Below are 26,621 nucleotides of genomic sequence, written 5' to 3' on the forward strand. Positions count from 1 at the left end.
CTCATCCGTACACTCGGTGGTATTCTCTTCATGGCGTTGACCTCCTCCCAGCTCCGCTGGTCACGGAGCTTCTTTGCTTTGTTGTTCCTTGGGAGGATACTCAACGCCTCTTCATTTTTACAGGGAGATTAGCACATCACCGAGCTATCCCGGTCGATTTGGAAAAGGGATCGGGAAAAAATCATCGGATCCGGGACTTCGCCGACGGATCTCTAGATTACGTTTTCAGCTCGCACTGCCTGGAACACATAGAAAGATGGCGTGACGCCTTGGCGGAGTGGGTGAGAAAGATAAAACCGGGGGGAACCCTTTTCCTTTACTTGCCGCATCCGGATTGTGCGATATGGCGTCCAGGCTCGCCCTTTGTGGGCGACGGACACAAATGGGTGCCGACCCCAGGGATCGTCAAGCGAGCCGTCATAGATTTAGGGTGCGAGATTGTTTCTTGCGATGACGGGCCGGATATGATGCAAAGTTTCTTCGTCGTGGCAAAAACACACGGAGGAGGCGACGCGAGCAATGGTCTCGTGTGAGGCTAGCCGATGGCGATTCAGAAGCGGAGCGTTTGTAGCGGGGCTCATGCGGGTGCCGGGTAAGAGGGTTGAACCCATATTTGGCGCAGACCAAAACCTTCCGAGGGGCTCTCTTTCCGGGGCGAGGAATATTTTAGTAGTGCGGCTTGATGAGATTGGTGACGTGGTAATGACGACACCGTTCTTGCGAGAATTACGTCGGAACGCACCTAATGCTTGGATTACCCTTATCGTTAAGCCCGAGCTTTACAATCTCGTCGAACTCTGTCCGCACGTTAATCAAGTTCTGACGTTTTCGTGGCAAGGACAGGCAGTTCTGGAGCCACTGCAACGTCATTGGCGTGCACTTAACTTAGCCAGACAGCTAACGAGAAAGCGTCGCTTCGATCTGGCTATTATTCCACGGTGGGATGTGGATTGGTATCATAGTACTTTTCTCGTCTACGCGAGCGGCGCCCGCGAGCGCGTCGCGTACTCGGAAAAAGTTAACGCGAAGAAAGAAGCTTTCAATCGGGAGTTTGACAAGCTGCTCACTCGGGTGCTCGTGGATCGTAGCATTAGACACGAGGTCCAGCAAAATCTTAACATGATTCGAGCTCTGGGTGGGGAGGTGGGATGCGACGAGATCGAATTGTGGCTAGCCAGAGACGACGAACGGTTCGCTGACGAGCTTCTGGAAAAGCACGGCGTGGTGCCCGGTCGTGTCCTGATCGGCATCGGCCCGGGCGCGGGCGCTCAAAAAAGGGAGTGGCCGGTGTCGCTATATGCAGAGCTTGGCGCATGGGCACGGGAGGAATTTGGCGCAACGTTGTTGATTATTGGAGGAACGGACGATCAGCCAAAAGGTTATGCGCTTCAACAGGTATTAGCGAGAAACTGCATTGACATTACCGGCAGGACAACCCTCAGGCAGCTCGGGGCGTTGTTGAGGCGTTGCACCCTTTATGTCGGCAACGATGCCGGACCCATGCATTTGGCCGCTGCGGCGGGCATTCCCGTGGTCGGGTTGTTTTGCCATCCAAAAGGCGGCTCCGCTGCCAGCGCAAACTCTCCGACCCGTTTTCGACCCTGGTGTGCGAGATCGGTGGTGGTTCAGCCTCCAGCTGCTCGTCCGCCGTGCGTCGACGAGTGTGTTGCCCTAGAGGCTCACTGTATTCTGGGCATCCGCCTCGAGGATGTCAAAGGCGCTGTCTTTAGTCTGATGTCGGAGAGACACGTGGGGGAGGGGGGGGTCGGAGGCGGGCTCAGCGTATGAACTGGAAAAAGCTGCAGATACTGGTTACCGGTGGCGCGTCATTCATCGGTTCAGCTCTGGTGGACGCCCTCGTGCGGCGTGGCGCTGCAGTCAGGGTGGTGGACAACTTGAGCAGCGGGCGTCGGGAAAACATCGAGGCGCATATAAAAAGCGGCGCCGTGGAATTCCGGTGCGAGGATCTCCACGATCCGGAGGCGAACCGAAGGGCACTGCGCGGGATCGACGTTGTATTCCACTTGGCGGCGGATCACGGAGGCCGGGGATACGTGGACCTTCATCAGGTGGAGTGCTCGAGGAACCTGATTCTCGATGGCCTGGTTTTCCGGGCGGCGCGGGAAGCCGCCGTCGAGAAGATCGTCTATGCGTCCTCGGGCTGTGTCTATCCGAACTCGCTCCAGACGAACCCCGAGGAGACGCTTTATCTGGCGGAAGACATGGTCGGGCCTCCTTACGAGGCGGACAACATGTACGGGTGGGCCAAGCTCATGGGAGAGCTGACCCTGAAATCCTACTACGAGCAAGAGGGACTGAAATCGGTGAGCTGTCGGTACTTCACCGTCTACGGTCCGCGCGGCGTCGAAAATCACGCGGTCATCGCGATGATCGCGAGAGCGTTCGTCGGAGAGAGCCCTTTCGAGGTTTGGGGCACGGGCTTGCAGGTTCGCAACTGGACGTATATCGATGACATCGTCGAAGGAACGCTCCTGGCGGCGGAAAAAATCGAGGACGGGACCGCGGTGAATCTGGGGACGATGGAACGAGTGCGGGTGATCGATGCGGCGCGCGAAGTGTTGCGTTACACGGGGCACAAAGCCGACATCGTTACCCGCCCGGAGATGCCGACCGGCCCTCTCAACCGAGTCGCCGACAACGGGCGCGCCAGAAGGCTGCTCCAGTGGGAACCGAAGGTAGGATTCATGGAAGGATTGCACCGGACGATCGACTGGTATTTTGCCAACAAGGACCGCGAGCAGGTGAAGCGGACGCTGGCCCGGATGCTGACCGAGCGATGACGGCGTCCCCGTTCTTTCCGTACATCACCGTTTTCATTGTCGGCGCGGCGGTGGGCAGCTTCCTGAACGTGTGCATCGCGCGCATCCCGAAACGCGAATCGGTGATTCGCCCGGCGTCGCGCTGTCTTCATTGCGGCAAGGCCATCGCGTTCTACGACAACATCCCGTTGCTCAGCTATCTGCTGCTCAAGGCACGGTGCCGGAGCTGCGGCAAGCGCATCTCGATCCGTTATCCGGTGGTGGAGCTGCTCATGGCTTCGCTGGCCGTAGCCTTGTTTCGGCAGTTCGGTCTGGGGCTGGCGTTCGTCGCTAGTTTTGTGTTCGTCGCCGCGTTGATCGTGATTTCGTTCATCGATCTCGACGCGCGTATCGTGCCGGACGTGATCAGCTTGCCCGGCATCGCGACAGGTCTGCTGTTTGCCATCATCGCGAGGTATCTCACCGGAGATCCCTCCGGTCTCGTTCCTTCCCCGATCAGCGCGTTCATCGGCGCGCTGGTTGGCGGGGGATTCTTGCTCGCGCTCGCCTGGGCCTATCAGGCGGTGACCGGAGTGGAAGGAATGGGAGGTGGAGACATCAAGCTGTTGGCGATGATTGGCGCGTTTTTGGGCTGGCCCGCAATCCCGCTGACGCTGTTTTTCTCCTCCCTCGGAGGGTCCGTGGTCGGCCTGTCGCTGATGGTGATCAAGGGGGCGGGCAGGAGATACGCCATGCCCTTTGCTCCGTTTCTCTGCCTCGGTGCGCTGGCGTACCTGTTCTTCGGCCGCCAGCTGATCGACTTCTGTCTTTTCCCCCGCTAACCGCTGCCAAATTTTGTCAGATCCTTGTCGGGCCGTACAAATCACGGAACAGCAGTCCGTGAACGGGGCGATTCCAGGAGCAAAAGCTCCTTTAATTCGACAAGTTGATCGTACACGGTACGGCCCTCGGTTGGTATTTTTCTTGCGTCACACTCTCAGCCGAAGGAGTGCACGGTCTTGCCGCCCCCGGCGGCGGATGACGGAAGATGGGTATTTTGAGAAAGTTTGGCGCGCGCAGCGGCGGTTTCGTTCCAAAACAGGGGTGGCGGGCCATTTTTTACGACTGCCGTGGATTTACCCTCGGGGAGATGATGGCCGCGGTGGCCGTTTTCGCGATCCTGGGCGCAGTAGCGATCCCCAGCTATCTCGCCGTGCAGCCGGCAATGGAGCTCAATGGCGCGGCGCGGGAAGTGCTGGTAAAGCTCATGTGGGCGCGCTCGAAAGCGGTGGAACAAAACACGATCTATCAGGTGGATTTTCTCGCGAGCAATTATCAGTTCCAGGTCTTTAACGACGCCAACGGCAACGGGAGTCTCGATGCGGACGAGTGGAACGAGACCTACGATCTTCAGGCGCTGGAGTATCCGAGCGTGACCTTTTCCAAAACCGGTAACAACCCGGTTTTCATCGGCCGGGGTACGACCACGAGCGGAACAACGACGATCACGCTGTCCAACGCGAGCGGCTCGAAGACGGTCGAAGTGACCCCGACCGGGAACGTGAAGATCAACTGACCATGCGTCGCGAAGGCAAAACACGCCAGGCCGGCTTCACCTTGATCGAGCTACTCGTCGCGCTTGCGGTTCTATCGATCGGGATGTTGGGGACCGCCAGCCTTACTGTGAGCGTCATTCAGGGGAACTTCTTCAGCAAAAACGTGACTTCCGCGACGGCGATCGCTCAGACACAGCTCGAGGCCGTCCAGAACAAAGGCTACACGGGCACGACCACGGCGAACTTCCCGGCGGGGGCGCAAACCGTCACGATGGACGGGATGAGCTTCAGCCGTACGACCACGATCACGGACAACTCGCCGGCGACCAACATGAAGACGGTCACGGTCAATGTGAGCTGGGTCGAAGGTAACAACGTGTCCAGGTCGATCACACTCCAGACGATTTTGTCTCAGTGAGTGACCGGAAATGGCAACCAGGCGATTAAAGGACACCCGGGCATTCACTCTCACCGAGCTTCTCGTAACGATGGCGATCGGGATGGTCACGCTCGCGGCGGTGACGACCACGTTCATGACGCAGGCCCGGTTCTACAACGCTCAGGAGCAGGTCAACCAGATGGAGCAAAACGCCCGCGGCGCCCTCGATGTCATTACCCGCGAGCTGAAAATGGCGGGCTACAATCCTGCCGGAGGAAGCTTCTACGGAGTCACCTACAGCGCGTCCCAGCTGATGATCCAGGCCGACCTCGATTCCAGCGGGAGCATTAGCACCGACAGCACGAAAAACGAGCAAATCGTCTACGCCTTCGACAACGCCAACAACCGGATCACGCGCAGGGTCGGGACCGGCAGCACCGAGGTGCTGGCGGACAACATCACGGCTTTCACGTTCAGTTATCTCGACGCGAGCGGCGCCTCGACTTCCGTGAGCGCCGACATCCGTCAGGTGGCAATCAGCATTACGGCGCAGACGGCCAATCCTGATCCGAACTACGCGCAGAACAACGGGTATCGAACGTACCAGATTGCCGCCACCGTGACTCCGGTCAATCTGGGGCTTTAGCGAGGAGCGACAAGCATGAGATACGGCAAGGTCAAGGCTGTCACCGTTTCGAGAGCGCCCGCTAACGAAGGCGGGTTCATTCTGATCGCCGCCCTCACGCTGCTGGGGACCATGGCGCTGCTCGGCACGACGGCCTTCCTTCTGTCCTCGACCGACATCCGAATCGGCAGCAATTTCAGGAACAGCCAGATGGCTTTGCAGGTCGCGATGGCGGGCGCCGAACGGGGGCGCGAAACGCTTCGGGTGTTGAACGCATCGAGTTCCGATCCCGGGTCATACAGCGACGAGCTTGCCGGACGTCGGGGCGCGAATGGAATTCTGGACGGCTATTCGGCTTCAACCGACGACGTGGCCCTCGCGAGCGGGACCATGAACGACGTTTCGTACGTCGTCTATTTGACCAACGACGCGGCGGACGGATCGTCCAACACGACGGACGCCAACGGGAAAGTCGTGATCACTTCGGTCGCCACGGGGCCCAACAACGCCAGGGCACGGGTAGAAACCGTCATCACGTTCTATTCCGGCCTCTCTTCCAGCCCGGCGACCGTCTATTCGAAGGGCGACGTTACCGGAAACGGGTCGTCGCTTACCATCAACGGCAACGACAGTTGCGGAGTGAGCGGCGCGCTTGCCCCGATCTATACGAAAGACCCGGCCGAGACCGAGTTGAACGGCAACCCGACGCTGACCGGTTCTCCTCCTGAGCCCCAACACGGCTCGCTCGATATCGACATCGCCGGCCAAATCGAGCAGCTCAAAGCCGGGGCCACGACGATATTGTACGAAGACCAGAACAACGAAACATTCGGGAGTTCAACCAACTACGTAACAGTCTATTCCTGGCCCGACGATCCCGCTCACCCCAACAGTCAAGGGTTGAAACTCAACAACGTCACCGGCTACGGCATTCTACTCGTTAAGGGCGATCTGACACTGGGCGGCGGATTTACCTGGCACGGGATCATTCTCGCAACCGGGTCGGTCACTTTGAACGGCGGCGGCGGCGCCGGCATAAATATCTACGGCCAAGTCTACTCGGGGACTTCAACGGTTACGGACGTCACAGTCAACGGGAGCAACACGATCAGCTATCACAGCTGCGACGTGAAAAAGGCTCTCTCGTCGCAGCCGATGAAGGTCGTCAACTGGAAGCATTCCTACTGACGCCGTGACTTGAGCGCCGCTTCCACCGTTTCGCCGATCTCCTGAAGTTCCGTGAATTCCTTCAGGTATTCGTTTGTCTTGCCCTCCTGCTGGAGCTTCCTTCTGAACACCGCGAGCCTGTTTGAAAGTTCCAGCAACTCGGAGGTGAGCATCCCGTCGATTTTCCGGGATTGCTCCTTGAGCTCGGCAAACTCTCGCTGAATGAGGTCATCAGGTTTCCGGGTTTTGGTGGGAGGTCCTTCCGCTCGCTCGATGGCGGCGGGCTTTTCCGGCCGGTCGACTTGGGTTGTTTTCTCGGCGGGTCCAGCCGGGGCAACGAGCAGCCTGACCGCCTTCTCCGACGGCTCGATCTTCGCCACGAGCTGCTTTTCAACCCCGAACACGCCGCCGTAGGCGTCGAACAAGACCTGAGTTCCCTCGACCCAGTAGCGCCCGGTCACGAATTCGTTGCCGTTCTTCAGGCGGATGATGAAAGCCGCTTCGGCAAGCCCGAAGCTCTTCCCCCAGAACAACAGGGCGAGAAACGTCACGAAAAATAGCATGGCGCTATTGTAACACCGGGATTTTCGGCAGCCAAAAGGCCGCGATGTCGGGGGCAAGCCGGCGGCCCTTGACAGCCAGCAATCTCCGGAAGTATTAATCCCGGCGATGTTCGGGGGGTGGAGGCGGAAGCGGGCTGTGGATGCAGCGTCCGGATTTTCCCTCGTAGAACTTCTGTTCGCGCTCATCATCGCCGGTATTCTGGCGGCCATCGCGTTGCCGGGGTGGACCCGGCTGCTCCCTTCTTACCATCTGGACAGCTCGGTGCGCCAGGTTCAATCGGAGCTTCACAGCATCAAAATGAGGGCGGCGGCCGAGAATGCCACCTTCCAGCTCAGCTACGGGACGGGAGCGAGCGACTACACGATTCGAAGCGGTTCGTCGGCGCTCGCAACGAGGCCGTTGCCGCCCGGGATCGTCATCACGAAAGCCGGGGCGGTGCTGTTCTATCCTCGAGGGACGGCGTCGGCCAACCGGGTCAGGCTGCGCAATGCAGAGGGCATGTGCAGGCAGGTGGTCGTGAGCGCAACCGGACGCGTCCGCGTGTGCCAACCTGATGATTGCAATTCGGACTGCTGAACGACGACTTCGGCTGCCGGAGCGACGGCAACAAGGCGGCTACACATTCAATGAACTGCTGGTCGCAATCGGCATCATCGCCGTCGCGGTCTTGGGGTATTCGCTGAGCACCGTCGGCGTGATCCGGGGGACCTTTCAGAGCGCGAACGCCACCGCGGCGGTGCATTTGGGGCAGGACAAAATCGAGGAGCTAAAGAGCCTCAGGGCTCTGGCGAACACCGAGACCTGCCCGGACAGAGGCGACGCCGGCATTACCGGCGGTGGCAGGACCGGTGGAATATTCCATCGTTGCTGGTCGGTGACCGACTGGCCGAAAGGGGCCAGGCTGAAGCAGATCGTGGTCAAGGTCTGGTGGCGCGACCACGAGGACGGTGAGGTCGTCTTGACGACGCTCGTGTTCAGGGAGTGAGCGCGAGGGGGTCCTTTCGCCATGAACGAGCGCGGTCTGAGCCTGACCGAACAGCTGGTCGCGCTATTGCTCGGCGCCGTCATGGTCACCGCCCTGTACGGCTTTTATCGAAACGAGCTTTTCAACATCGTCGGACAGAACGCCCGACTGGAGACGCTCGAGGACGCGCGTGGAGCCATGGACATTATCGTCCGGGACTTGAAAAACGCCGGCGCTTGGGCTCGCGGTGCCGCGCCGGTAGAAACAGGGGGCGCCGATGATCCCGACGGCGATGCCGACGGCGTCTGCAACCGTGTCTACGCCGCCACCCGACGGCTCATCCACATCCAGATGGACCTCAACGGCAACGGCAGCTGCGCCGATACCGAGCCCCGGGAAAACGTCCGTTACGAGTTGACCGGGCCGACAACGACCTGCCCGGGAAGGGACATCATCCGGCGAAACGGCGACTGCCTGGTAGCCAACGTGGTGACATCCGCGCCCGGCGAGTTGTTCACCTACTTCGATGCAAACGGCACGGAGCTGGGGGATTCTCCGGAGCTTTCGGCGATCAAAAGGGTTCGTATTGCCTTCACGGTTCAGCGCAGTAATCCGGATCCGCGCGCGGGCGGAAAGGTGGCCTCCGAGGTCGCCAGCAGCGTGGAGTTGCGCAACTGAGGCTCGTCCGGTGCGCCCGCATTCCCTGAATTACGACCACGGAATGGTTTTGTTCTCCTCGCTGGTGATCCTGGCCTTGCTTATGGCTCTGGGGATCGGGATCTATTTTGCCGTTCAGAACAACCACAGAATATCAGCCAATCTCAGGTTGGGCAGCGTCGCCTTCTATCTCGCCGAGTCCGGCATCGAATGGAGCAAAGACCGGATCCGTAGTATCCCGGCTCACCCTCCCGACCCCGTGGAAGGGACGGAGAATCTCGCAAGCGGGAAATTCTCGGTTTACACGGTCAGTACCACGGAAATCTCGCCGCTGACCGGCGGAAGCCTCGTGCGGTCCACGGGAAGCTTCGGGGTCTCCTCGCAGACCGTCGAAGCTCTGATCACGAAAACCTACGATCTCTCGGATGCGGCGATCGCGCTGCGGGGTGGCGCCGGTGGAGTCGCTCTGAACGGCGATTCGTTTTTCGTTTCGGCCATGGATCACGATCCGGCGACCCGCCAGGTGGTGCCCGGCGAGAAGGCTCGAAGCCCGATCAGCGTTGCCGACGAAGCTGCAAGGCTCAGAATCGACCAGGGGTTGACCGATCTTCAGCGTGCGAATCTGGTCGGGCAGAACGCGGGACCCGTCGGCGCCGGCGACCACCTGCCCGGCGGAGACATGGCGCGACTTGCAAACGACGTTTGCAGCGTCCCCTCCGCGATCATCGTCACGATTCCGGACGACGGGCTGCTGTTCGTCGGCAACGAAGCCTGGGGAAACCCCTCGGCGCCCCAGATTCGTTGCATCACCGGACTGCCTTCGGCCGGGGACGCGGTGGCGGTCACAGGCGCGGTGACGGGCGCCGGGATTTTGGTGGTTCGGGACGCCGATCTCGCGCTGAACGGCCCTTTCCACTGGGAAGGGCTTATCGTTTTGAGCGGGTCCAACGGTCGTTTTCGAACGTCGGGGGATCCCGTGAAAGAGATTTTCGGCGCTGTGCTCATCAACGAAACCACGGCCTATTCCGAAGCGAGCCCGCCCTCTTTGGAGCTTCAAGGAGCGGTTCGGGTCTTTTTCAGCCGGGCCGCCCTCGCCACTGCGGCTCGCCTGACACCGCTCTCCACGCTTTCCGCCTTGCGCCCCGGGCTGCCGTCGGAGATCACGCAGAAATACTGGCGCGCCATGACCGATTAACCGAGCCCGAAGGCGCAATTCTCAATTTACATTACGGCGGGAAGATGCTAAATTTTGAATCTTAAAAGGGTTTGGGTGCAGCCGACCGCAGAGAGGGGAACAGAATGGACACAAAGCGGACCATCATGGTGGTTGACGACAACCCCGACATCATCACGATCGTCAAAACCATTTTGGAAGGAAAAGGCTACAACGTCTGGAGCGCCTCAAGCGGGCAGGAACTGCTCAATCAACTCAAAACCCAAAAACCGGATCTGATCATCCTCGACATCATGATGCCCGAAATGGACGGGCTGGAAGTCTTGACTCGGTTGAAGGCTGCCACCGACACCGCATCCATACCCGTCATCCTCCTGACGGCGAAAGTACAGTACGAGGACGTTTTGGGAGGTTACAAGCTGGGCGCCGATTATTACATTACAAAGCCTTTCACGAGCACTCAGCTGGTAAACGGGATCAACCTCCTGTTGGGAGAAGCAAAGGCCTGACGGCGGCCTCATAAAGCCTGGAATCCGAGCCTTCCGCCGTGCTCGGAAGCCCGTCTCCCGCCGCGCGCTCGACCATCTCCGGCCCATGATACGATTCATTACCCTGGAGGGCGGCGACGGCACGGGAAAATCCACGCAGCTCAGGCTGCTCGAAGGTTACCTGACCGGGCGCGGCAAGATCTGCCTGGCGACGCGCGAACCCGGGGGCACGGCTCTCGGCCGGCTACTTCGCCGGCTCCTGCTCGAGACCGGCGAGCAACCGCTCGCGCCCAAAACCGAGCTCTTTTTCTACCTCGCGGACCGCGCACAGCATGTCTATGAGGTGATCGGGCCGGCCCTGGAGTCGGGAAAGGTCGTTCTGTGCGACCGGTATACGGACTCGACGCTCGCCTACCAGGGATACGGGCGGGGTATTGATGTCGGCGCGCTGAAGCAGTTGAATGCAATGGCGAGCGGCGGGCTCAGCGCGGATCTGACGCTGCTTTTCGACTGTCCGGTGGAAATCTCTCTTGCCAGGACTCTTCAGCGCCAATCGAGTGCGCCCGGGGAAGACCGTTTCGAGCGCGAACGGCTGGAGTTCCACGCAAGGGTACGGGACGGGTTCTTGCAGCTAGCGCGCGCGGAGCCCCACCGAATCGTCGTAGTCGACGCCTCCCGGTCGATCGAGGAGGTTTTTGCCGACGTCCGGCGAATCGTGGACGAGAAATACGGCTGGGCATAAAACCGCCGCCGGCCCGGGTCGGCCTTGCATGGGATTCGGCGAGATCATCGGACATCCGACACAGATCCAGAGCCTGACCGGAGCTCTGGTGCGGGGAAGACTGCATCACGCCTACGTGTTCGTGGGCCCCGAAGGGGTGGGCAAAAGAACCGTCGCGGTCTCGCTGGCCAAAGCAATCCACTGCACGGTAGCCGACGGCGACTTTTGCGATCATTGCGTCGCCTGCGTTCAGATCGCAAAGAGGAATCACCCCGACGTTCGATTTCTTGAGCTGCAACCGAACAGGAAGGAGATCAGCATCGCCCAGGTCCGAGAGTTGGAACGGGATTTGACCTACCGTTCATTCACGGGCAAGAAAAAAATTGCGATCATCGATCCCGCCGGAGCGCTCAACGCGACGGCGCAAAACGCCCTTCTAAAAACGCTCGAAGAGCCGTCGGGCGATACCGTCATGATCCTGATCGGCAAGAGCCCGAGCGACTTGCTGCCGACCGTCCGCTCGCGCTGTCTGACCGTGGCGTTTGCGGCGCTCGCGAAGCCGGTACTGGCCGATTATTTGATCAACCGTGAAGGAAAGAGCCCGGAGGACGCGGAATATCTCTCGGCCCTCGCGGCGGGGAGCCTGGGTGCAGCGCGACAGCTCGGAGCGGCGGGGTTTCTGGAAAAACGCCGGGACTGGGCGGAAATCGTCGGCGGGCTCCGGGGCGGAGATTGGCGCGCGGCGGTCGCCGCCGCCGAGCGGCTCGCCGGCGGTCGCGACGAGGCGCTCCGCGTCGTCCGCTGGCTGGAGACCTGGTACCGGGACATGCTCGTCTACGCCGTCAGCGGAGAAGAGGGGGAAATAGCCAACCGGGATCTCCTCAGTCACCTTCGGCAGCGGTCGGCGCGGCCGGAGCAAATCCTGTCGCTGCTGTCGAGAACGGCGGAGGCGTCCCGCCGGCTGCAGCGAAACCTCAATTATCGCATGGTGTTGGAGGACCTCCTTCTGGAGGCTGCCGCAAAACTTTGATGGATACGATCTACATAACGACCCCGCTCTACTACGTCAACGCTGAACCGCACCTGGGAAGCGCCTACACGATGATCGTCACCGATACCCTGGCGCGTTACTCGAGGGCGAACGGCGTGGAAACGTTCTATCTCACCGGCACCGACGAGCACGGCGACAAGATCGCCCAGGCGGCCGCTCAGGCGGGACTCGATCCGAAGACGTTTACCGATCACGTGAGCGCCTCGTTTCGGGCCGCGTGGGATGCGTGCGGCTTTTCCTACGATCATTTCATTCGCACGACGGACGACTACCACGTTCGCTACGTGCAGGAATTTCTCACCCGGGTTCACGAAGCAGGAGATATTTACTTCGATCGCTACAGCGGCTTGTACTGCGTCGGCTGCGAGCGCTTTTACACCGAAAAGGAGCTCGTGGGCGGAAAGTGTCCGGACCATCTGGTTGAGCCCAGACTTATCGAAGAAGAGAACTACTTCTTCCGCATGAGCAAGTACCAGGATCGGTTGCTCGAGCACATCGAGCAAAATCCCGATTTCATCCGCCCCGAAGGCTTTCGCAACGAGGTTATGGCCATGCTGCGGGAGCCGATCGGGGATCTGTGCATCTCGCGGCCCAAAGCGCGGCTCACCTGGGGCATCGAAATTCCATTCGACCAGCGTTACGTCACGTATGTCTGGTTCGACGCCCTGATCAACTATGTGAGCGCACTGAAGGTCCGAGGAGAGGCCTTCTTCGAGCGATTCTGGCCGAGCGCCGAGCACTTCATCGGGAAGGACATTCTCAAGCCGCACGGCGTGTTCTGGCCGACGATGCTCATGGCCGCCGGGTTGCCGCTCTTCCGGCGGTTGAACGTTCATGGATTCTGGACCAGCGAAGGCCAGAAGATGTCGAAGAGTCTCGGCAACACGGTGTCGCCGCTGGAGATGAAGCGGACGATCGGAATGGATGCCTTCCGCTACTTCGTCCTGCGCGAAAGCGTGTTCGGCCAGGACGCGGATTTTCGCCGCGAGAACCTCGTGGCCCGTTACAACGCCGATCTGGCCAACAACCTCGGGAACCTGGTGAGCCGCGTTCTGGCGATGCAGGCGAGATACTTCGGCGGCGTGGTTCAACCGCTGGAAAACGAGTGGCGAAGCGAGGACGGGGACCTCGAGCGCGCTTTTGCCCACGCGGAAAGCGAGTTGCGGCGGCACATGGCGGAGCTTCAGTTCCATCGGGCGTTGGAAGCGATCTGGGGCGCCGTCGATCGCACGAATCGATACATCGTCCAGACCGCTCCGTTTACGCTCGTCAAGGACCCGACTCAACGTGCGCGCGTGGGCGAGATCCTGCATCATCTCGCGGAGGCCCTTCGGCGGACGGCGCGCCTGATCGCGCCCTTCATGCCCGACACCGCCCGGGCCCTGTTCGGTCTGCTGCGTCTCGACGAAGCGGATCCGGCAGCCAAGGCCCCGTGGGGCCGCTGCTTCAAGCCCGGCCATCGGCTCGAGCCGGCGAAGAACCTCTTTCCGCGGATCGAGTCGGTTAAACTCTAGCGTATAGCGGCGGAAGACGGATCGACGATGGAGCTGATCGACAGCCATGCGCACATTCAAGGACCGGAGTACGCGGGGGAAATCGAGGCGGTGCTGGAGCGGGCAAGCGCGGCCGGGGTGACGCGGGTCATTGTCGTGGGTGGAGCCGGCGAGCTTGCCAGCAACGACGCGGCAGTCGATCTCGCGCGACGCTATCCCGGTCTTTACGCCACCGTCGGGATGCACCCGCACGACGCGAAGGAAGTCGGCGAAGAAGAGTTTCGGAAGCTCGAGCGGCTGGTGCGCGGACCCGGCGTGGTCGCCGTCGGAGAGACCGGTCTCGACTACTATTATGACCACTCTCCACGCGCGGTGCAGCGCAAGGTTTTCGCCCGCTTCATCTCCGTGGCGCGCCGGGCGGCGTTGCCACTCGTGGTCCACGAGCGCAACGCGCATCGAGACACGGCCGACCTCCTGTTGCGGGAAGGGGAACGGGAAATTCGCGGCGTGATCCATTGTTTCACCGGTGACTACGACGCGGCCCGCGCCTACCTCGATCTCGGCTTTTTCATCTCCTTCTCGGGGATCCTGACCTTCAAGAACGCGGGAGCCCTTAGAGAGGTGGCGAGAAAAATCCCGCTCGATCGAATGCTCGTGGAGACCGATTCACCCTACCTGACGCCGGTTCCCCACCGGGGCAAGCGCAATGAGCCTTCTTACGTGCGGCTGGTCGCCGAAACGGTCGCCCGGCTCAAAGAAACTTCGCTCGAAGAGGTCGCCTGCGCGACGACCGCCAACGTGAAAAAGCTGTTCGGGATCTGATGCGGGGCGAGGAATCGAGAAGACCGTGGACGATTCAGTTCCGCTCCGGCATTTGAGCTCGACGCCGTCCGGGAGAAGGCTGCCGCAGTGACAGCGCAGGGGCCGAGCGTCCAACTGGAGCGTGGCCGGAGGTGTTTCGGCTTGCCGCTTCAACGTTGCGTCGTGTTTGCCCGTGCCGGCGCCTTGCTCCAGAGCCAAGCCAGAGCTGCGATGAGCGCCAGGATCATCGCCCCCTGGGCGAGAGTGGTTTCAAGGGTCGGATAAATTCCAAGAACCGGTATCGGCGGAAGGTTCAGCGGCGTTTCCGGAAACCAGCCGGTTGCCTGGAGGTCCTTGATTCCTTGGCCGATGAAAACGAAGGCGAGGAGATAGAGCACCGCGCTGCTGAGACCGAAGAAGAGCCGGAGTGGAATTCTCATCCCGACCTTGAAGATGAACCATACGACGGCGGCGAGCACGGCGACGCCGAGGAGGAAGCCCCAGATCACGAAAATCCGCCCCGGTCGGCTTTGCAGCCATAACGCCTGGTAGAACAAAACGGTCTCGAACGCCTCGCGGTAAACGGCGAGAAAAGAGACTCCGACCAACGCAACAATCCGGCCCCCCGAGAGCGCTTCCTGGACCTTGTGCTGAATGTATTGCTGCCACCTTCTGGCTTCGGCTTTCGAGATGAGCCAGTAACTCACGAAGAAAAGCACGACGGCGGCCAATAGAGCCGTGAACCCTTCCACGACCTCGCGCTGGACGCCGCTGACCGTCAAAACGGTTTGCGCCGACACCCAGGTGAGAATTCCGGACGCCAGCGCCAGCGTCCAGCCCAGGTGAATGTACCGAATCGCCCAGGAAGCTCCGGTTGCTTTGAGCACGGCAATGATGGCGGACACGATCAACAGCGCTTCCACGCCTTCTCGGACGATGATCAGCCCCGCGTTGAAAAGGGTGTAGCTTCCGCCGCTCGAGCTCGGGACGTCGAGGATCTGGGCGACCCGGAGCAGGCCTTGATCGAGAGCGGTGTACAGTTCCCGGATACGGCTGATGTCGGCGCCGCTTCGGATCGAGGCCCGGAACTCCGTAAAGCGGCCTTCGAGGTCTCGCCCGAGGTCGGGGTCTCTGGCGAACACCGCCGGCTCCGCGAGTTCGAAGCCGTCCAGGTAGGCGTCCACCGCCCTCTGGTAGGCTTCGTTTCGCTTGCCTTGCCGGTAAAGATCCAGGGCCTGTTTCAGCTTCGTCCGGGCGACGAGCAGGGGGTCCGGCCTCTGTTCCGCGAGCAGGCCTTTTCTGAGGTAGGCCAGGACTTTGTCGGGCTCGTCTTTCGGGCCTAGAATCGAGCCCAGCTTCTCGCGCAGCTCTCCATCCGTGACCGTCGCCAGCGTTTGGACGTCGCTGAGTTGCGGCGGCAGGCTTGCCGACTCGAAAATTCTCTTGCCCGCGGAAGATGCTCGCTCTGTAAAGCGAAGAGACATGACATAAAAGGCGGCTTGCCATCTTTGCTCTTCACCGAGGGCGGAAAATTCGGGCATGGCGGTCCCGGCGATTCCAAAGGTGGCAGTGTTGAACGCCTTGAAGGGAGAAAGGCGGTTCATCAAATCGGGATCGAGAAAACTGGCCGGCCTCGGCTCCCTGGGGCGCATGGTTTCGACGTCGGGACCGTCACCTCGCCCCGTCTCACCATGACACTGAGCGCAGTTCTCCAGGTAAACCCGCCTCCCGGTTTCCAGGTCGGGCAGGGCCCTGGGGTGGGTCGCGATGTTGTAAGTTGCGATGAGACGCTGCTTGATGGTTTGCGCGAGCTCTGGAACGGCGCTTTCGCCGGATTTCTGTTCGACGTGCCGTACCAGGCGGCGTAGCTCTTTCTCGATACCCGCCCTGTCGGCCCCTTCTCTGGATTTCAGCTGCTTGAATAGCTCCAGGGCGCGTCCCGAAAACTCGATCATCTCCTGGTACTCGTCGGCGCTGAGGACCCTGCCACCCTGAACCGCGTTTCGATAGTCGCCCCCGATGTAGTCGATCAGGGCCAGGATCCTTTTGGCCTCCTCAGCCACCGGCGGTGTAGCGGCGGCGACAAGGAAGAAGAAAATGGCCAGCAAGACCGAAACGGATCGGGCTTTGGAAAAGGTTGTTTTGATCGGTGACGGCACGAGTCCCGTCCACCCGAGATATCGGCGAGTCGAGCAGCACATAGGCATCGTGATGGATCGTCGGGCCTGAACCTCAGACTCTGCCGTTTCGCAGCTGTTCTCCAAGTAAACAGCTCGGAAACCGGGAACAAGAAACCGTGAACTGTTGCTCTTTTCCTGTCGACGTTTACCTGCCAACGGCAGTCCTCACTACGCGGACTCGTCGATGCTGACAGGAGTCGGCGAGTCTTCGGGCGATGCAAGCGACCTGCGACGCTGACTGCGCCGGAGTTCGGTCGCCGCAGGGCTTCTTGCCGGTTTTGTGGCGGGGCTCGAACGCGCAATTTGTCGCGACAGCAGAATGACCGGCAGGAGCGCGACGCCAACCATCAGGAGCGACGGAAGCGCGGCTTCGGCGATACGCTCGTCTTTCGCCAGGTTATAAGCTTCGACCGCCAGGGTGTCGAAGTTGAACGGTCGCATCGCGAAAGTCGCAGGCAGCTCTTTCATCACGTCGACGAAGACGAGCAGGGCGGCGGTCGCGAGGCTGCCGGAAATAACGGGAATATGCACGCGCGCGAGAGTGCGAGCGGGCGAGAGCCCGAGACTGCGCGCGGCGTCGTCCATTGAAGGCGTAACCCGCGTAAGCCCCGCCTCGACGGTCTGAAATGCAACCGCAAGAAAACGTACCAGATAGGCGTAAATCAGCGCGGTCATCGAGCCGGTAAGCAAGAGGCCGGTCTTCACACCGAACACGGCATCCATCCACGCCGCGACGGCGTTGTCGATCTTGCCGAGCGGAAAGAGAATTCCCACCGCCAGCACCGCCCCCGGCAACGCGTAGCCCAAAACCGCAAACCGGTTGGCCGCCTGGACGAGAGGGGTTTTGATCGTCCGCGCGGCATATGTGAGGAGCAGGGCAACCAATACCGCCACCGCCGCCGCCACGGCAGCCAGGACGAACGTGTTCGCTGCGAGCGAATAGATTCGCGCGCCGACCTGTTCATCGTGCTCGCCGGCTGCCAGACCAAGCAATATGACTGCCGGCAACAAGAATCCGAAAAAGACGGGGGTTGCGCATACGGCGGCCGCAGCTAACGCGCGGCCACGGCGAAGCCTCTGCGAGACCATCGGCGTTCGTTTTCCGCCGTAGCGTGCACGACCTCGTTGCAGTCGTTCCAGCGAGAGGATTGCCGCCACGAACACGAGCAGGAAGGTCGCGAGCTGCCCGGCCGCCACCGGATCGCCGAGGGAGAGCCAGGCCCGGTAAATCCCGGTAGTGAAGGTGTTCACCGCGAAGTAAGAGACCGTGCCGAAATCGGCGAGCGTCTCCATGAGCGCGAGCGCCGCGCCGGCAGCGATACCCGGGCGGGCGAGCGGCAAAGCAACCCGCCAGAATATCTTCCAGGCGCCATAACCCGCGAGCCGCGCCGCCTCAATGGCGGAGGCCGGCTGGTCGAGAAAGGCGGCGCGTGCCAGAAGATAGACATAGGGGTAGAACGCGAAGGAAAGCATCGTTGCGGCGCCGGGCAGCGAGCGGATCTCGGGGAACCAATACTCGCGGACTTGCAACCCGCTGATTTCCCTCAGCGCGGTCTGCACCGGGCCGGCAGCCTGGAGCCAGTCGGTATAAGCATACGCCATGACGTAAGCCGGCATCGCGAGCGGCAGGACCAACCCCCACTCCAGAGTGCGCCGACCGCGGAATGAATACGCGGTCACCAGCCAGGCGGGGACGACACCGCAGAAAACCGCGCCGAAGGCCACGAGAATAACGAGCAGCAGCGTGTTCCAGATATAGCTCGGCAGCACGGTCGCAGCGAGATGAGGCCAGGTCTCGCTCGGCAAAAAGACGTTCCAGACCACTGCGACCAAAGGCGCGAGCACCAACATCGCCGTAATCAGAGACGACCAGCCAAGCCATCCGAGCCGGATGCTCGCGAAGCCGGGGATTCGCGAGCGAACAGCGAGAGCAGTAATCATGGCGCACTTCAGAGCGCGATCGAGAAGAAGCTTGCGCTACTTCCAGCCGACTTTATCGGCGATGCGTTGCGCCGTCGCCTGCGTCTTGCCGAGGTTCGCCAGAGGGAGTGAATCGGCCTTGAAGTGACCCAAGGATTCGAGCGCCGGGTTGGCGAGCTTCACCCCTTTGACGGTGGGCCATTCGTTGTTGCCTTTGGCAAACAAGGTTTGTGCCTCGTCGCTCGCCAGATATTCGAGAAATCGCACCGCGGCTTCGGGATGGGGAGCGTGCCGGAGCATCCCGCCGCCCGAGATATTCACGTGCGTGCCGCGGTCCATCTGGTTCGGCCACACAAGCCCGACTTTTTTCACGACCGTCTGATCTTCGGCCTTCTTCGAGCGCATCAGGCGGACATAATAGTAATGGTTTGAAATTGCAACGGCGCATTCGCCTGCGCCGACCGCGAGCAGCTGGTCGGTGTCGCCTCCCCTGGGGGAGCGAGCGAGGTTGCCGGCAACGCCGCGCGCCCACTGGGTTGCCTTTTCCTCCCCAAGATGAAGCACCATGCTGGAAATAAGCGAAAGATTGTACGGATGGCTGCTCGAGCGGGTGCAGATTTCGCGTTTCCATTTCGGGTCCGCGAGGTCCTCGTACCGCGCAAGCTCCCCGCCCTTTATGCGGTTCTTATCGTACCCTAGAACGCGGGCGCGGGCGGAGAAGCCGAACCACTTGTTGTCCGGGTCTCTATAGTGAGAGGGAATCCTTTGAACAAGGGCCGCCGATACGACCGGGGCGAAAATACCCGCCTGATCGGCGCGCCATAGGCGCGCGACGTCGACGGTAAGGAACACGTCCGCAGGGCTGTTCCTTCCTTCCGCCTTGATGCGCTCGAAAAGTGCGTCCTCGCCCCCTTCGATCCGGTCGATCCGGATGCCGGTGGCCTTGGTAAATCCGGCGTAAAAGGCTTCATCGGTCTGATAATGCCGGGCCGTGTAAAGATTGAGGATTTTTTCCTGGCCATAGACGTCGCCAGTCAGGAGAAACGCCGAACACAGTCCGCCAATGACCACCCTGATGCAGCTTCTTCCGGTTCGAGACTGGATCATGGCCCCTCCGAAGTTTGGTATTACTAATCCCAAACATTCGCTTAATCGAATTTAGGGAATTTGTCAATATAGATACAATGGCTTCGGTCGAGCGTTTCAGCCCATGACGAGCCGTGGTCAACCCAGGAAGGCCTCCGGGCTCCCGGTTGAATACCGGCCCCCAGCGAATCTGGAATACGGTCGTGGGCCGTACTGCTCGAAGCTCTGCGGGCCCGACCGGACGATTTATCGCGTGATCTGAGCGGGAGGGTGGCGGGGCCGATCAGTCGTGGTCGGAAGAAGCCGGAAAGGCAACCACGTTTGGAAGATGAACTTCAACCGTGACCCGATGGCCTACCGGCCAGTGCACGGGCTGGCGCTGCTCCAGATGGACGGTAGCTCCGGAAGGCAGCCGCAAACGATACAGTATCTCGCCGCCGAGGAATTCCCGCTCCTCGACAGTGGCCGGAACGCCGCCGGGTTTCGAGTTGACCGATTCGTGGCGGATCATGAGCTTTACCGGCCCTTCGGGAAGGTCTGGAGGGCGAGGGAAATTTCCGATCTCGGTCCGGATCTCGTCCCCGGAGACGATCCCGGGAATGAAATCGGCGTAGCCGACGAAGTTAGCGACAAAGGGCGTGCGGGGCGCGTAGTAGATGTCCTCCGGTGTTCCGATCTGCTGCAGTTCGCCGTTACGGATCACGGCAACCTGGTCCGCCATTCCCAGAGCTTCCTCCTGGTCGTGGGTCACCAGAATAGACGCGGCGCCTAAATGGCGGAGGATCCGGGCGACCTCCCGGCGCATCTGCGGGCGTAGCTCAGGATCGAGCCCGTTGAAAGGCTCGTCGAGCAGGATCACGCCGGGACGAGGGGCCAGTGCCCGCGCCAGAGCGACTCTTTGCTGCTGACCGCCCGAGAGCTCGTGCGGATACCGCTCGGCGCAGTGTTCCAGCCCTGTCAGGCGAAGAAGTTCAGCCACCCGGCTTTCACGCTCTTTTTTCGGGGCCTTGTGCAGACCAAGCCGGACATTTTGAGCCACGGTCAAGTGGGGAAACAAGGCGTAGTCCTGAAAAACCATGCCCACGCCGCGATCTTCGGGCGGAACCCATACCGAACGGGCGGTGTCGACAACCAAGCGTTCCTTTATGATGATCCGTCCGTGGTCGGGGCGCTCCAGGCCGGCTATCAGTCGGAGCAGCGTGGTCTTCCCGGAGCCGGATGGTCCGAGAAGCGCGAGAATTTCTCCGGCCGAAACCCGAAGATCGCAGTCCTTTACCGCTGAGGTTCCGTTGAAGCTTTTGCTGATCCGTTCCATCTCGATGGCCGTCATGGAACCGTATAAATACCCGATGCGCGGGGGGAATTCCAGGACAGCCGGCTTTGGCGTGGCCGTGATGCCTGAAAGACGCGGCGACGTGTGAGGCGACAGCTTGATCTTCGGCTGTCCCTGAGATACTAATTTGAAAAAGCCGGCTTCGGGTACTCGAAGAAAAATTTTTCGCCATTACAAAAATCCGGCGACGCTGATTGAGCAAATGATAAATGCACCGAAGGTCAGCCAGGCGCTCGAAGACTACCTGAAGGCGATCTATCAGCTTTCAGAAGAAGCGACGGGGCCGGTCATCGCCGCGCGCGTCGCGGCCGAGACGGGCGTGTCCCCGTCGACGGTCTTTGCGACCCTGCGGCGTCTGGCAAAGGAAGGCTACGTGACGATCAACCGTCGGAAGGAGATTCACCTGACGCCCGACGGCACCAAGGTGGCGGAAAATATCGTGCGTCGTCATTTTCTGACGGAGCGTTTTCTAACCGATTTGCTCGGGCTGGATTGGGTCAAGGCACATCAGGAGGCGCATCGGCTCGAGCATGCGATTTCCGAGGAAGTGGAAGAGAGGCTGGCGAAACTGCTCGACTATCCAACTACGTGTCCGCATGGGAATCCCATCCCGGGAGCCAGCACAAGTCCTCCGCCCAAAACGATACCGCTGAGCGAAACAGTCGACGGGCAGGAAGTCGTGTTCGATCTGATAACCGAAGTTGGAGAACGCGACGTGCGCCTGCTCCGCTTCCTCCAGGAGCACGGGCTGCGCCCCGGGACGAAAATTCAAGTGCTGGAGGTCGCGCCGTCGCTCGGCATGATCACGATCAAGGTTGGCGATGATAAATTTTCGCTGGGTATCGAAGGCGCAAAAAAGATTCGCGTTCACTGACCAGCCGGTCGGGCCGCACCGGCTCCGGTTCTCGTGACCTCATCGAATGCGGACGACGCGGCCCGAGGCGAGCTTTTGAACGGTTGAACGGCGCCAAGCGCCGAGCGGAAAGGTTATGCCCGGCGTGCGTTTCCCTCGGCCAAGAGGGTTTCGAGGAGATCGATCTGCTCGCTCAACGAGGCATCGCGATCCAGAAGGATGAGCTCCCGCCCTTGAAGCCGGCAACGGCCGCTGCGTGCGCGGTATCCCACCTCGCGGAGGAACTTTTCAGTTCGGACTTCGATATTCTTTTCCTTGGCCGCCAGGATCAGTTCATGCATCCGGGCCTCGTATCGAGTTTTCGAACGTCCCATGGAAAATTGCCTGGATATCTTGTGTCGGATTGCTATTATGTCGGATTGGCCGGGGGTTGTAAATCGAGGCAGCGCGGTTTAGCTGCAAATCGAGCGGCTCTTACAGACGAGGGCTTCGTGGCCGGTCGCCGGCTCGCGGCTCGAGGAAAACCGGAGGGGCCATGATCAAGAACATTTTGATTCCCCTCGACGGCTCCGAGCATTCCAAGGCAGCCCTGGAGTACGCGCTCTGGATGGCCGAAAAGTTCAACGGCACCCTCCTGGGACAGCACATCATCGACACGATCTCCATCGAAGGCACTTTTTTCCATGACATCTCCGGTTCGCTCGGTTTCGAGCCGTACCTCGACTTTTCCACCAGGATGCGCGAGATCCTGGAGGAGCGGGGCAAGTTGATCCTCGAAGATTTCGCGGAGCGGTGCCGGCGTCGCGGCGTGCGCTACCAGACCTGCCTCGACATGGGGCTCGTCGCCAACGAAATTTGCGAGCGGTCCAAGCTCGCCGATCTGGTGGTAATCGGGCATCGCGGAATCAACGAGGACTTTTCGACCGGAATGCTGGGAACGACGGCGGAAACGATCACCCGGAAATGTCCCCGGCCGGTCTTCGTTTCGACGAAGCGATTCGTCAACATCGAAAAGCCGTTGCTCGCCTACGACGGCAGCCAGCGGGCGAGCGCGGCGATGGAGTCGGCCGCCGAGTTCTGCACGGTCCTTCGCCTGCCGCTGACCGTGTTGTATGTCGCCAAGGAGGAAAAAGCCGCCGAGGCGGTGCTGCACCAGGCCCGGGCTTACTTCGGCGCTTACGCCATCGACGTCGACTACCAGACCGTGCGCGGGTACCCGGAACAACGGATCATCGAGCACCTCGTGGATTTCGGCCACGACCTGCTCTTCATCGGAGCCTACGGCCATCGCCGCATCATCGAGATGGTGCTGGGAAGCACGACGGAGTACGTGCTCCGGAAGAGTCCCTGTCCGGTTTTCCTCAACCGTTGATCCGGCCGAACATCGGAGCAAGCCATGAGATTTCGCGCCGCCGCCGTTCAAATGCTCGCCGGAGATGACAAAGCAGCCAATCTCCGGGAAGCCGAGCGCTGGGTCCGCCGGGCAGCAGCGGAAGGCGCACGCCTGGTGGCGCTCCCGGAAGTGTTCAACTGGCGCGGGGAAAGGCGGCGCGAGCGAGAGGCCGCCGAGCCGATTCCCGGACCCACTTCCTCTGCCATGGGGAGCCTCGCGCGAGAGCTGAAGATCTTTCTCCTCGCCGGCTCGCTCCTCGAGGCCATTCCCGGGAGCGACAAGGCCTACAACAGCAGCCTTCTTTTCGGTCCCTCGGGGGAGCTTTTGGCGCGCTACCGCAAAATCCATCTGTTCGATGTCGACCTTGCCCGAGGAGTCTCGGTGCGGGAGTCCGACACGCGCGCCTTCGGGGAGACCCCGGTCGTCGCGCGAACCGAATCGGGGGTATTGGGACTCACGATCTGTTACGACCTCCGATTTCCCGAGCTGTACCGTCGGCTCGCAGCCGACGGAGCCGAGGTGATTTGCGTCCCCTCCGCCTTCACTGCTTACACCGGCCGGGCGCACTGGGAGGTCTTGCTTCGTGCTCGGGCGATCGAGAACCAGGTCTATGTGATTGCGCCCGATCAATTCGGCAAGAGCCCGAAGAGCTTTGAGACTCACGGCCATTCGATGATCGTCGATCCATGGGGGAGAGTTTTGGCTGAGCTCCCCGACGGTCCGGGCGCGGTCGTCGCCGAGATCGACCTGAGCTTGCTCGCGCAAATCCGAGCGGAGTTGCCCGCACTCGCCCACCGAAGAATCCTCTAGCCGCCTCGTCGGCGTCGCGCGCCGACGGTTGCTTATAAATTGAGCGCGTCGCCCAGTCCGTAGGCAGAACGCGGCCCGTACTGCTTCCGTTTCTTTTTCTCCGTTGCGCAAAATCGGAACGTTTTTCCGGTCTTACCGCGTTTCTTCGATGGCGGCGCAGGCTGGCACCGGTGTTGCTCAAAAGTGGCGAAGCGGGGTTTCAGTTTTTTCGCCGGTCAAAATCAAAGGAGCTCTTCATGAAGATGATCGAGGCCATCATCAAGCCCTTCAAGCTCGAAGAAGTCAAGGAAGCGCTGACGCGGATCGGGATCCAGGGAATGACGGTCGAAGAGGTTAAGGGCTTCGGCCGCCAGAAGGGCCATACCGAGCTCTATCGCGGCGCCGAATACTCGGTCGATTTCCTTCCCAAGGTCAAAATCGAGGTCCTGGTGCCCGATGAGAAAGTGCCGGGAGTCGTGGAGGTGATCGCCGAGACAGCGCGCACGGGAAAGATCGGCGACGGGAAAATCTTTGTTACATCAGTGGAAGAGATCATACGAATCCGAACGGGAGAAAAGGGCGACGAGGCCATTTAACCACTGAGAGCACCGAGGCAAAAGGGGAGGTTGGAATGAAACGGGCGAAAACATTCGCGTTGATTTTGTTGCTGTCAGCGACGATGGGATTGTTTTTTACGTGGAGCGTTTCCGACGCGCAGCAGCCTGCCGGGCCCGTCACCGGAGAAGCTCCGAGTGCCGAGGCGGCTCCGATGCCTTCTCCGGCGGCGAAAGACGACCCCGCCAGGATTCCGGTGCAGTTCACCCAGGGGCTGCTGGACCAGATCGGCGGCGCAAAGATCGCGATGGACACGATGTGGACTTTGATCGCGGGGATGCTGGTTTTTTTCATGAACCTGGGCTTCGCCTGCGTCGAATCGGGCCTGTGCCGCGCAAAAAACACGGTGACCATTCTCGCCAAGAATTTCGTCGTCTTCGCGGCAGCGTCCATTGCGTTCCTGGTCTTGGGTTGGGGGCTCATGTTCGGTGACGGCAATCCGTTTTTCGGAACCCAGGGACTGTGGTTCGTTGGAGGCAGCGACAATAGCCCCGCCACAGGCGATGCCTATAAAGGCGTGTATTCGTCCATCAACTGGACGGGCGTTCCTCTGTGGACGAAGTTCTTTTTTCAGCTTGTCTTTGCCGGAACGGCAGCCACCATCGTCTCCGGAGCAGTCGCGGAAAGAATCAAATTCGGCGCCTTCTACATTTTCAGCTTTATAATGGTCGCCGTCATCTATCCCGTCGCAGGCCACTGGATTTGGGGCGGCGGTTGGTTGGCAAAGCTCGGCATGTTCGACTTCGCCGGCTCCACGGTCGTTCACTCGGTCGGCGGGTGGGCTGCCCTGGCGGGAGCGATGATCCTCGGGCCACGCATCGGCAAATACGGCAAGGACGGAAAGGTCCTTCCCATCCCGGGGCACAGCATTGCCTTGGCGACGGTCGGTGTTTTTGTGCTGTGGTTCGGCTGGTTCGGCTTCAATCCGGGCAGCACGATGGCGGCCGATCCGGGGGCGATCGGTCGGATCGCGGTAGCAACCAATACCGCGGCGGCCGCAGCCGCAATTTCGGCTTCGATCGCGGCATGGGTGCTGCTGGGCAAGCCCGATCTTACCATGATTCTCAACGGCGCGCTGGCGGGGCTGGTGGCGATTACGGCCCCCTGTGCGTTCGTGAGTGTTCCCAGCGCGTTGATCATCGGTTTGATCGCGGGTGTTCTGGTTGTTCTCTCGGTTCTTTTCTTCGACAAGATCAGGGTCGACGATCCGGTCGGCGCTATCTCGGTCCACCTGGTTTGCGGCGTTTTCGGGACGCTCGCCGTCGGACTGTTCGCTCAGGACCAGTTCACTCCCAATACCACCGGCAACGGGCTTTTCTTCGGTGGAGGCGCAAGGCTGCTGATGGTCCAGCTCGCAGGCGTGGTCGCCGTGGGCGTGTTTGTCTTCGTGACCTCGCTGGCTTTCTGGAAAGCGATCAAAGCGACCGTCGGAATTCGCGTCTCGCCTGAAGAAGAGATCGAAGGCCTCGATATCAGCGAGCACGGAAATATCGCCTACCCGGACTTCGTCTCGGCTCTGTCGGGAGGATCGAAGTTTTTCGGTCCCGCTGGCGGCAGCGGACTGGAAGAGCCGCATGTAGCCCGACCGGTGACTGTCCTGGCTCCGGAAGGAGGGAAGTCCTGAAGCGTCGAGTCGAGCACGCTCGATCTCGATCGTTCGGCGAGGTCGTAACTGTGTGGATATCGTATCGTGGCGGCTCGCGGCCGAGACCTCTAGAAACCGGGGTGGCGTTCCCGTGCGCGCTCTCGAGGTCTCGGCCTGGTTTCAGTGGATGTTCGCCCGGGAGCGAAAACTCCGAGGGTAAGCAAGAGGGACGGAGACGCAGCGGGTAAACCGGGCTGGCGCTACCCGATAGACAGCCGCAGTTTCGGAACTCGAAGTAAGTAGGCAAAACAACACGGGGAAAATGTCCAATGAGCGTGAAGGACGTATTGGATCTGGTGAAGAAGAACCGGGTGGAGATTGTGGATTTCAAGTTTGTGGACGTACCCGGGCTTTGGCAGCATTTTTCGGTGCCGGCCTCGGAGCTGACGGGGGAGTTATTCGAGGAGG

General features: G+C 60.7%; 27 protein-coding genes. 21 read left to right on the forward strand and 6 right to left on the reverse strand.

Annotation, left to right across the window (positions count from 1 at the left end; genetic code table 11):
* Positions 1–672: 672 nt before the first annotated feature.
* The 7 genes from VNN77_08625 to VNN77_08655 all read left to right on the forward strand — a co-directional run bounded on the left by VNN77_08625 (position 673) and on the right by VNN77_08655 (position 6,507).
* Positions 673–1,788 carry a glycosyltransferase family 9 protein gene (locus VNN77_08625; protein ID HXG51451.1) on the forward strand — a complete coding sequence of 372 codons (1,116 nt, stop codon included), beginning with the start codon at positions 673–675 and terminating at the stop codon, positions 1,786–1,788.
* Positions 1,785–2,801 (forward strand): NAD-dependent epimerase/dehydratase family protein, encoded by a 1,017-nt coding sequence (locus tag VNN77_08630; GenBank protein ID HXG51452.1) that lies wholly within the window; start codon positions 1,785–1,787, stop codon positions 2,799–2,801. Before VNN77_08625 ends, VNN77_08630 begins: the two co-directional genes overlap by 4 nt.
* On the forward strand, positions 2,798–3,601 hold the full coding sequence (locus tag VNN77_08635) for a prepilin peptidase (protein ID HXG51453.1): 804 nt from the start codon (positions 2,798–2,800) through the stop codon (positions 3,599–3,601). The genes VNN77_08630 and VNN77_08635 overlap by 4 nt, the downstream gene beginning before the upstream one ends.
* A 206-nt stretch (positions 3,602–3,807) precedes the next feature.
* A complete protein-coding gene (locus tag VNN77_08640; protein ID HXG51454.1) occupies positions 3,808–4,335 on the forward strand; it encodes a GspH/FimT family pseudopilin in 528 nt (175 codons plus the stop codon).
* A gap of 2 nt (positions 4,336–4,337) precedes the next feature.
* Positions 4,338–4,733, forward strand: a complete 396-nt coding sequence (locus VNN77_08645) for a prepilin-type N-terminal cleavage/methylation domain-containing protein (protein ID HXG51455.1) — start codon at positions 4,338–4,340, stop codon at positions 4,731–4,733.
* Positions 4,734–4,743: 10 nt separating this feature from the next.
* A complete protein-coding gene (locus tag VNN77_08650) occupies positions 4,744–5,340 on the forward strand; it encodes a prepilin-type N-terminal cleavage/methylation domain-containing protein (protein ID HXG51456.1) in 597 nt (198 codons plus the stop codon).
* A 15-nt stretch (positions 5,341–5,355) separates the two neighbouring features.
* Entirely contained in the window at positions 5,356–6,507 is a 1,152-nt protein-coding gene (locus VNN77_08655) for a hypothetical protein (protein ID HXG51457.1), read from the forward strand.
* On the opposite strand, the gene VNN77_08660 is transcribed toward VNN77_08655, so the two are convergent.
* Positions 6,501–7,049 (reverse strand): hypothetical protein, encoded by a 549-nt coding sequence (locus VNN77_08660; GenBank protein ID HXG51458.1) that lies wholly within the window; start codon positions 7,047–7,049, stop codon positions 6,501–6,503. The genes VNN77_08655 and VNN77_08660 overlap by 7 nt on opposite strands.
* A 136-nt stretch (positions 7,050–7,185) precedes the next feature.
* On the opposite strand from VNN77_08660, the gene VNN77_08665 reads away from it, so the two are divergent.
* From VNN77_08665 to VNN77_08705, 9 genes are all read left to right on the forward strand, one after another.
* Positions 7,186–7,626 (forward strand): GspH/FimT family pseudopilin, encoded by a 441-nt coding sequence (locus tag VNN77_08665; GenBank protein HXG51459.1) that lies wholly within the window; start codon positions 7,186–7,188, stop codon positions 7,624–7,626.
* Positions 7,604–8,035 carry a hypothetical protein gene (locus tag VNN77_08670; GenBank protein ID HXG51460.1) on the forward strand — a complete coding sequence of 144 codons (432 nt, stop codon included), beginning with the start codon at positions 7,604–7,606 and terminating at the stop codon, positions 8,033–8,035. The genes VNN77_08665 and VNN77_08670 overlap by 23 nt, the downstream gene beginning before the upstream one ends.
* Positions 8,036–8,056: 21 nt before the next feature.
* Positions 8,057–8,692 (forward strand): hypothetical protein, encoded by a 636-nt coding sequence (locus tag VNN77_08675; GenBank protein ID HXG51461.1) that lies wholly within the window; start codon positions 8,057–8,059, stop codon positions 8,690–8,692.
* 10 nt (positions 8,693–8,702) lie between these two features.
* The gene (locus tag VNN77_08680) at positions 8,703–9,866 is read left to right on the forward strand and encodes a pilus assembly PilX N-terminal domain-containing protein (GenBank protein ID HXG51462.1); all 1,164 of its coding nucleotides are present in this window, start codon (positions 8,703–8,705) and stop codon (positions 9,864–9,866) included.
* 125 nt (positions 9,867–9,991) lie between these two features.
* Positions 9,992–10,354: a response regulator gene (locus VNN77_08685; GenBank protein ID HXG51463.1), complete on the forward strand. Its 363-nt coding sequence runs from the start codon at positions 9,992–9,994 to the stop codon at positions 10,352–10,354.
* Positions 10,355–10,439: 85 nt separating this feature from the next.
* Positions 10,440–11,075: a dTMP kinase gene (gene tmk / locus VNN77_08690; protein ID HXG51464.1), complete on the forward strand. Its 636-nt coding sequence runs from the start codon at positions 10,440–10,442 to the stop codon at positions 11,073–11,075.
* Positions 11,076–11,103: 28 nt separating this feature from the next.
* Positions 11,104–12,084: a DNA polymerase III subunit delta' gene (holB, locus tag VNN77_08695; GenBank protein ID HXG51465.1), complete on the forward strand. Its 981-nt coding sequence runs from the start codon at positions 11,104–11,106 to the stop codon at positions 12,082–12,084.
* Positions 12,084–13,619: a methionine--tRNA ligase gene (gene metG / locus VNN77_08700; GenBank protein ID HXG51466.1), complete on the forward strand. Its 1,536-nt coding sequence runs from the start codon at positions 12,084–12,086 to the stop codon at positions 13,617–13,619. The genes holB and metG overlap by 1 nt, the downstream gene beginning before the upstream one ends.
* Positions 13,620–13,646: 27 nt before the next feature.
* Entirely contained in the window at positions 13,647–14,420 is a 774-nt protein-coding gene (locus VNN77_08705; protein ID HXG51467.1) for a TatD family hydrolase, read from the forward strand.
* A gap of 149 nt (positions 14,421–14,569) precedes the next feature.
* Here the strand turns inward: VNN77_08705 and VNN77_08710 are convergent, their stop codons facing one another.
* The 4 genes from VNN77_08710 to VNN77_08725 all read right to left on the reverse strand — a co-directional run bounded on the left by VNN77_08710 (position 14,570) and on the right by VNN77_08725 (position 20,915).
* On the reverse strand, positions 14,570–16,462 hold the full coding sequence (locus VNN77_08710) for a cytochrome c/FTR1 family iron permease (protein ID HXG51468.1): 1,893 nt from the start codon (positions 16,460–16,462) through the stop codon (positions 14,570–14,572).
* Between the two features lie 285 nt (positions 16,463–16,747).
* Positions 16,748–18,520 carry an iron ABC transporter permease gene (locus VNN77_08715; protein ID HXG51469.1) on the reverse strand — a complete coding sequence of 591 codons (1,773 nt, stop codon included), beginning with the start codon at positions 18,518–18,520 and terminating at the stop codon, positions 16,748–16,750.
* Positions 18,521–18,556: 36 nt separating this feature from the next.
* Positions 18,557–19,606 (reverse strand): Fe(3+) ABC transporter substrate-binding protein, encoded by a 1,050-nt coding sequence (locus VNN77_08720; protein HXG51470.1) that lies wholly within the window; start codon positions 19,604–19,606, stop codon positions 18,557–18,559.
* A gap of 262 nt (positions 19,607–19,868) precedes the next feature.
* Positions 19,869–20,915, reverse strand: coding sequence for an ABC transporter ATP-binding protein (locus VNN77_08725; GenBank protein HXG51471.1), 1,047 nt, complete (start codon positions 20,913–20,915; stop codon positions 19,869–19,871).
* Between the two features lie 130 nt (positions 20,916–21,045).
* Between VNN77_08725 and VNN77_08730 the strand changes: the two genes are divergently transcribed.
* Complete coding sequence (locus VNN77_08730; protein HXG51472.1) at positions 21,046–21,792, forward strand: metal-dependent transcriptional regulator; 747 nt, start codon at positions 21,046–21,048, stop codon at positions 21,790–21,792.
* Between the two features lie 113 nt (positions 21,793–21,905).
* Here VNN77_08730 and VNN77_08735 read toward each other — a convergent pair whose 3' ends face one another.
* The gene (locus VNN77_08735) at positions 21,906–22,112 is read right to left on the reverse strand and encodes a hypothetical protein (GenBank protein ID HXG51473.1); all 207 of its coding nucleotides are present in this window, start codon (positions 22,110–22,112) and stop codon (positions 21,906–21,908) included.
* A gap of 194 nt (positions 22,113–22,306) precedes the next feature.
* Between VNN77_08735 and VNN77_08740 the strand changes: the two genes are divergently transcribed.
* From VNN77_08740 to amt, 4 genes are all read left to right on the forward strand, one after another.
* Positions 22,307–23,143 (forward strand): universal stress protein, encoded by an 837-nt coding sequence (locus VNN77_08740; protein ID HXG51474.1) that lies wholly within the window; start codon positions 22,307–22,309, stop codon positions 23,141–23,143.
* A 24-nt stretch (positions 23,144–23,167) separates the two neighbouring features.
* A complete protein-coding gene (locus VNN77_08745) occupies positions 23,168–23,974 on the forward strand; it encodes a carbon-nitrogen hydrolase family protein (GenBank protein HXG51475.1) in 807 nt (268 codons plus the stop codon).
* Positions 23,975–24,210: 236 nt separating this feature from the next.
* Positions 24,211–24,549 carry a P-II family nitrogen regulator gene (locus tag VNN77_08750; GenBank protein ID HXG51476.1) on the forward strand — a complete coding sequence of 113 codons (339 nt, stop codon included), beginning with the start codon at positions 24,211–24,213 and terminating at the stop codon, positions 24,547–24,549.
* A gap of 266 nt (positions 24,550–24,815) precedes the next feature.
* Positions 24,816–26,192, forward strand: coding sequence for an ammonium transporter (amt, locus tag VNN77_08755; protein HXG51477.1), 1,377 nt, complete (start codon positions 24,816–24,818; stop codon positions 26,190–26,192).
* Positions 26,193–26,621: the final 429 nt, after the last annotated feature.

Source organism: Candidatus Zixiibacteriota bacterium, assembly GCA_035574315.1.
GTDB lineage: Bacteria > Desulfobacterota > Binatia > UBA9968 > UBA9968 > DATLYW01.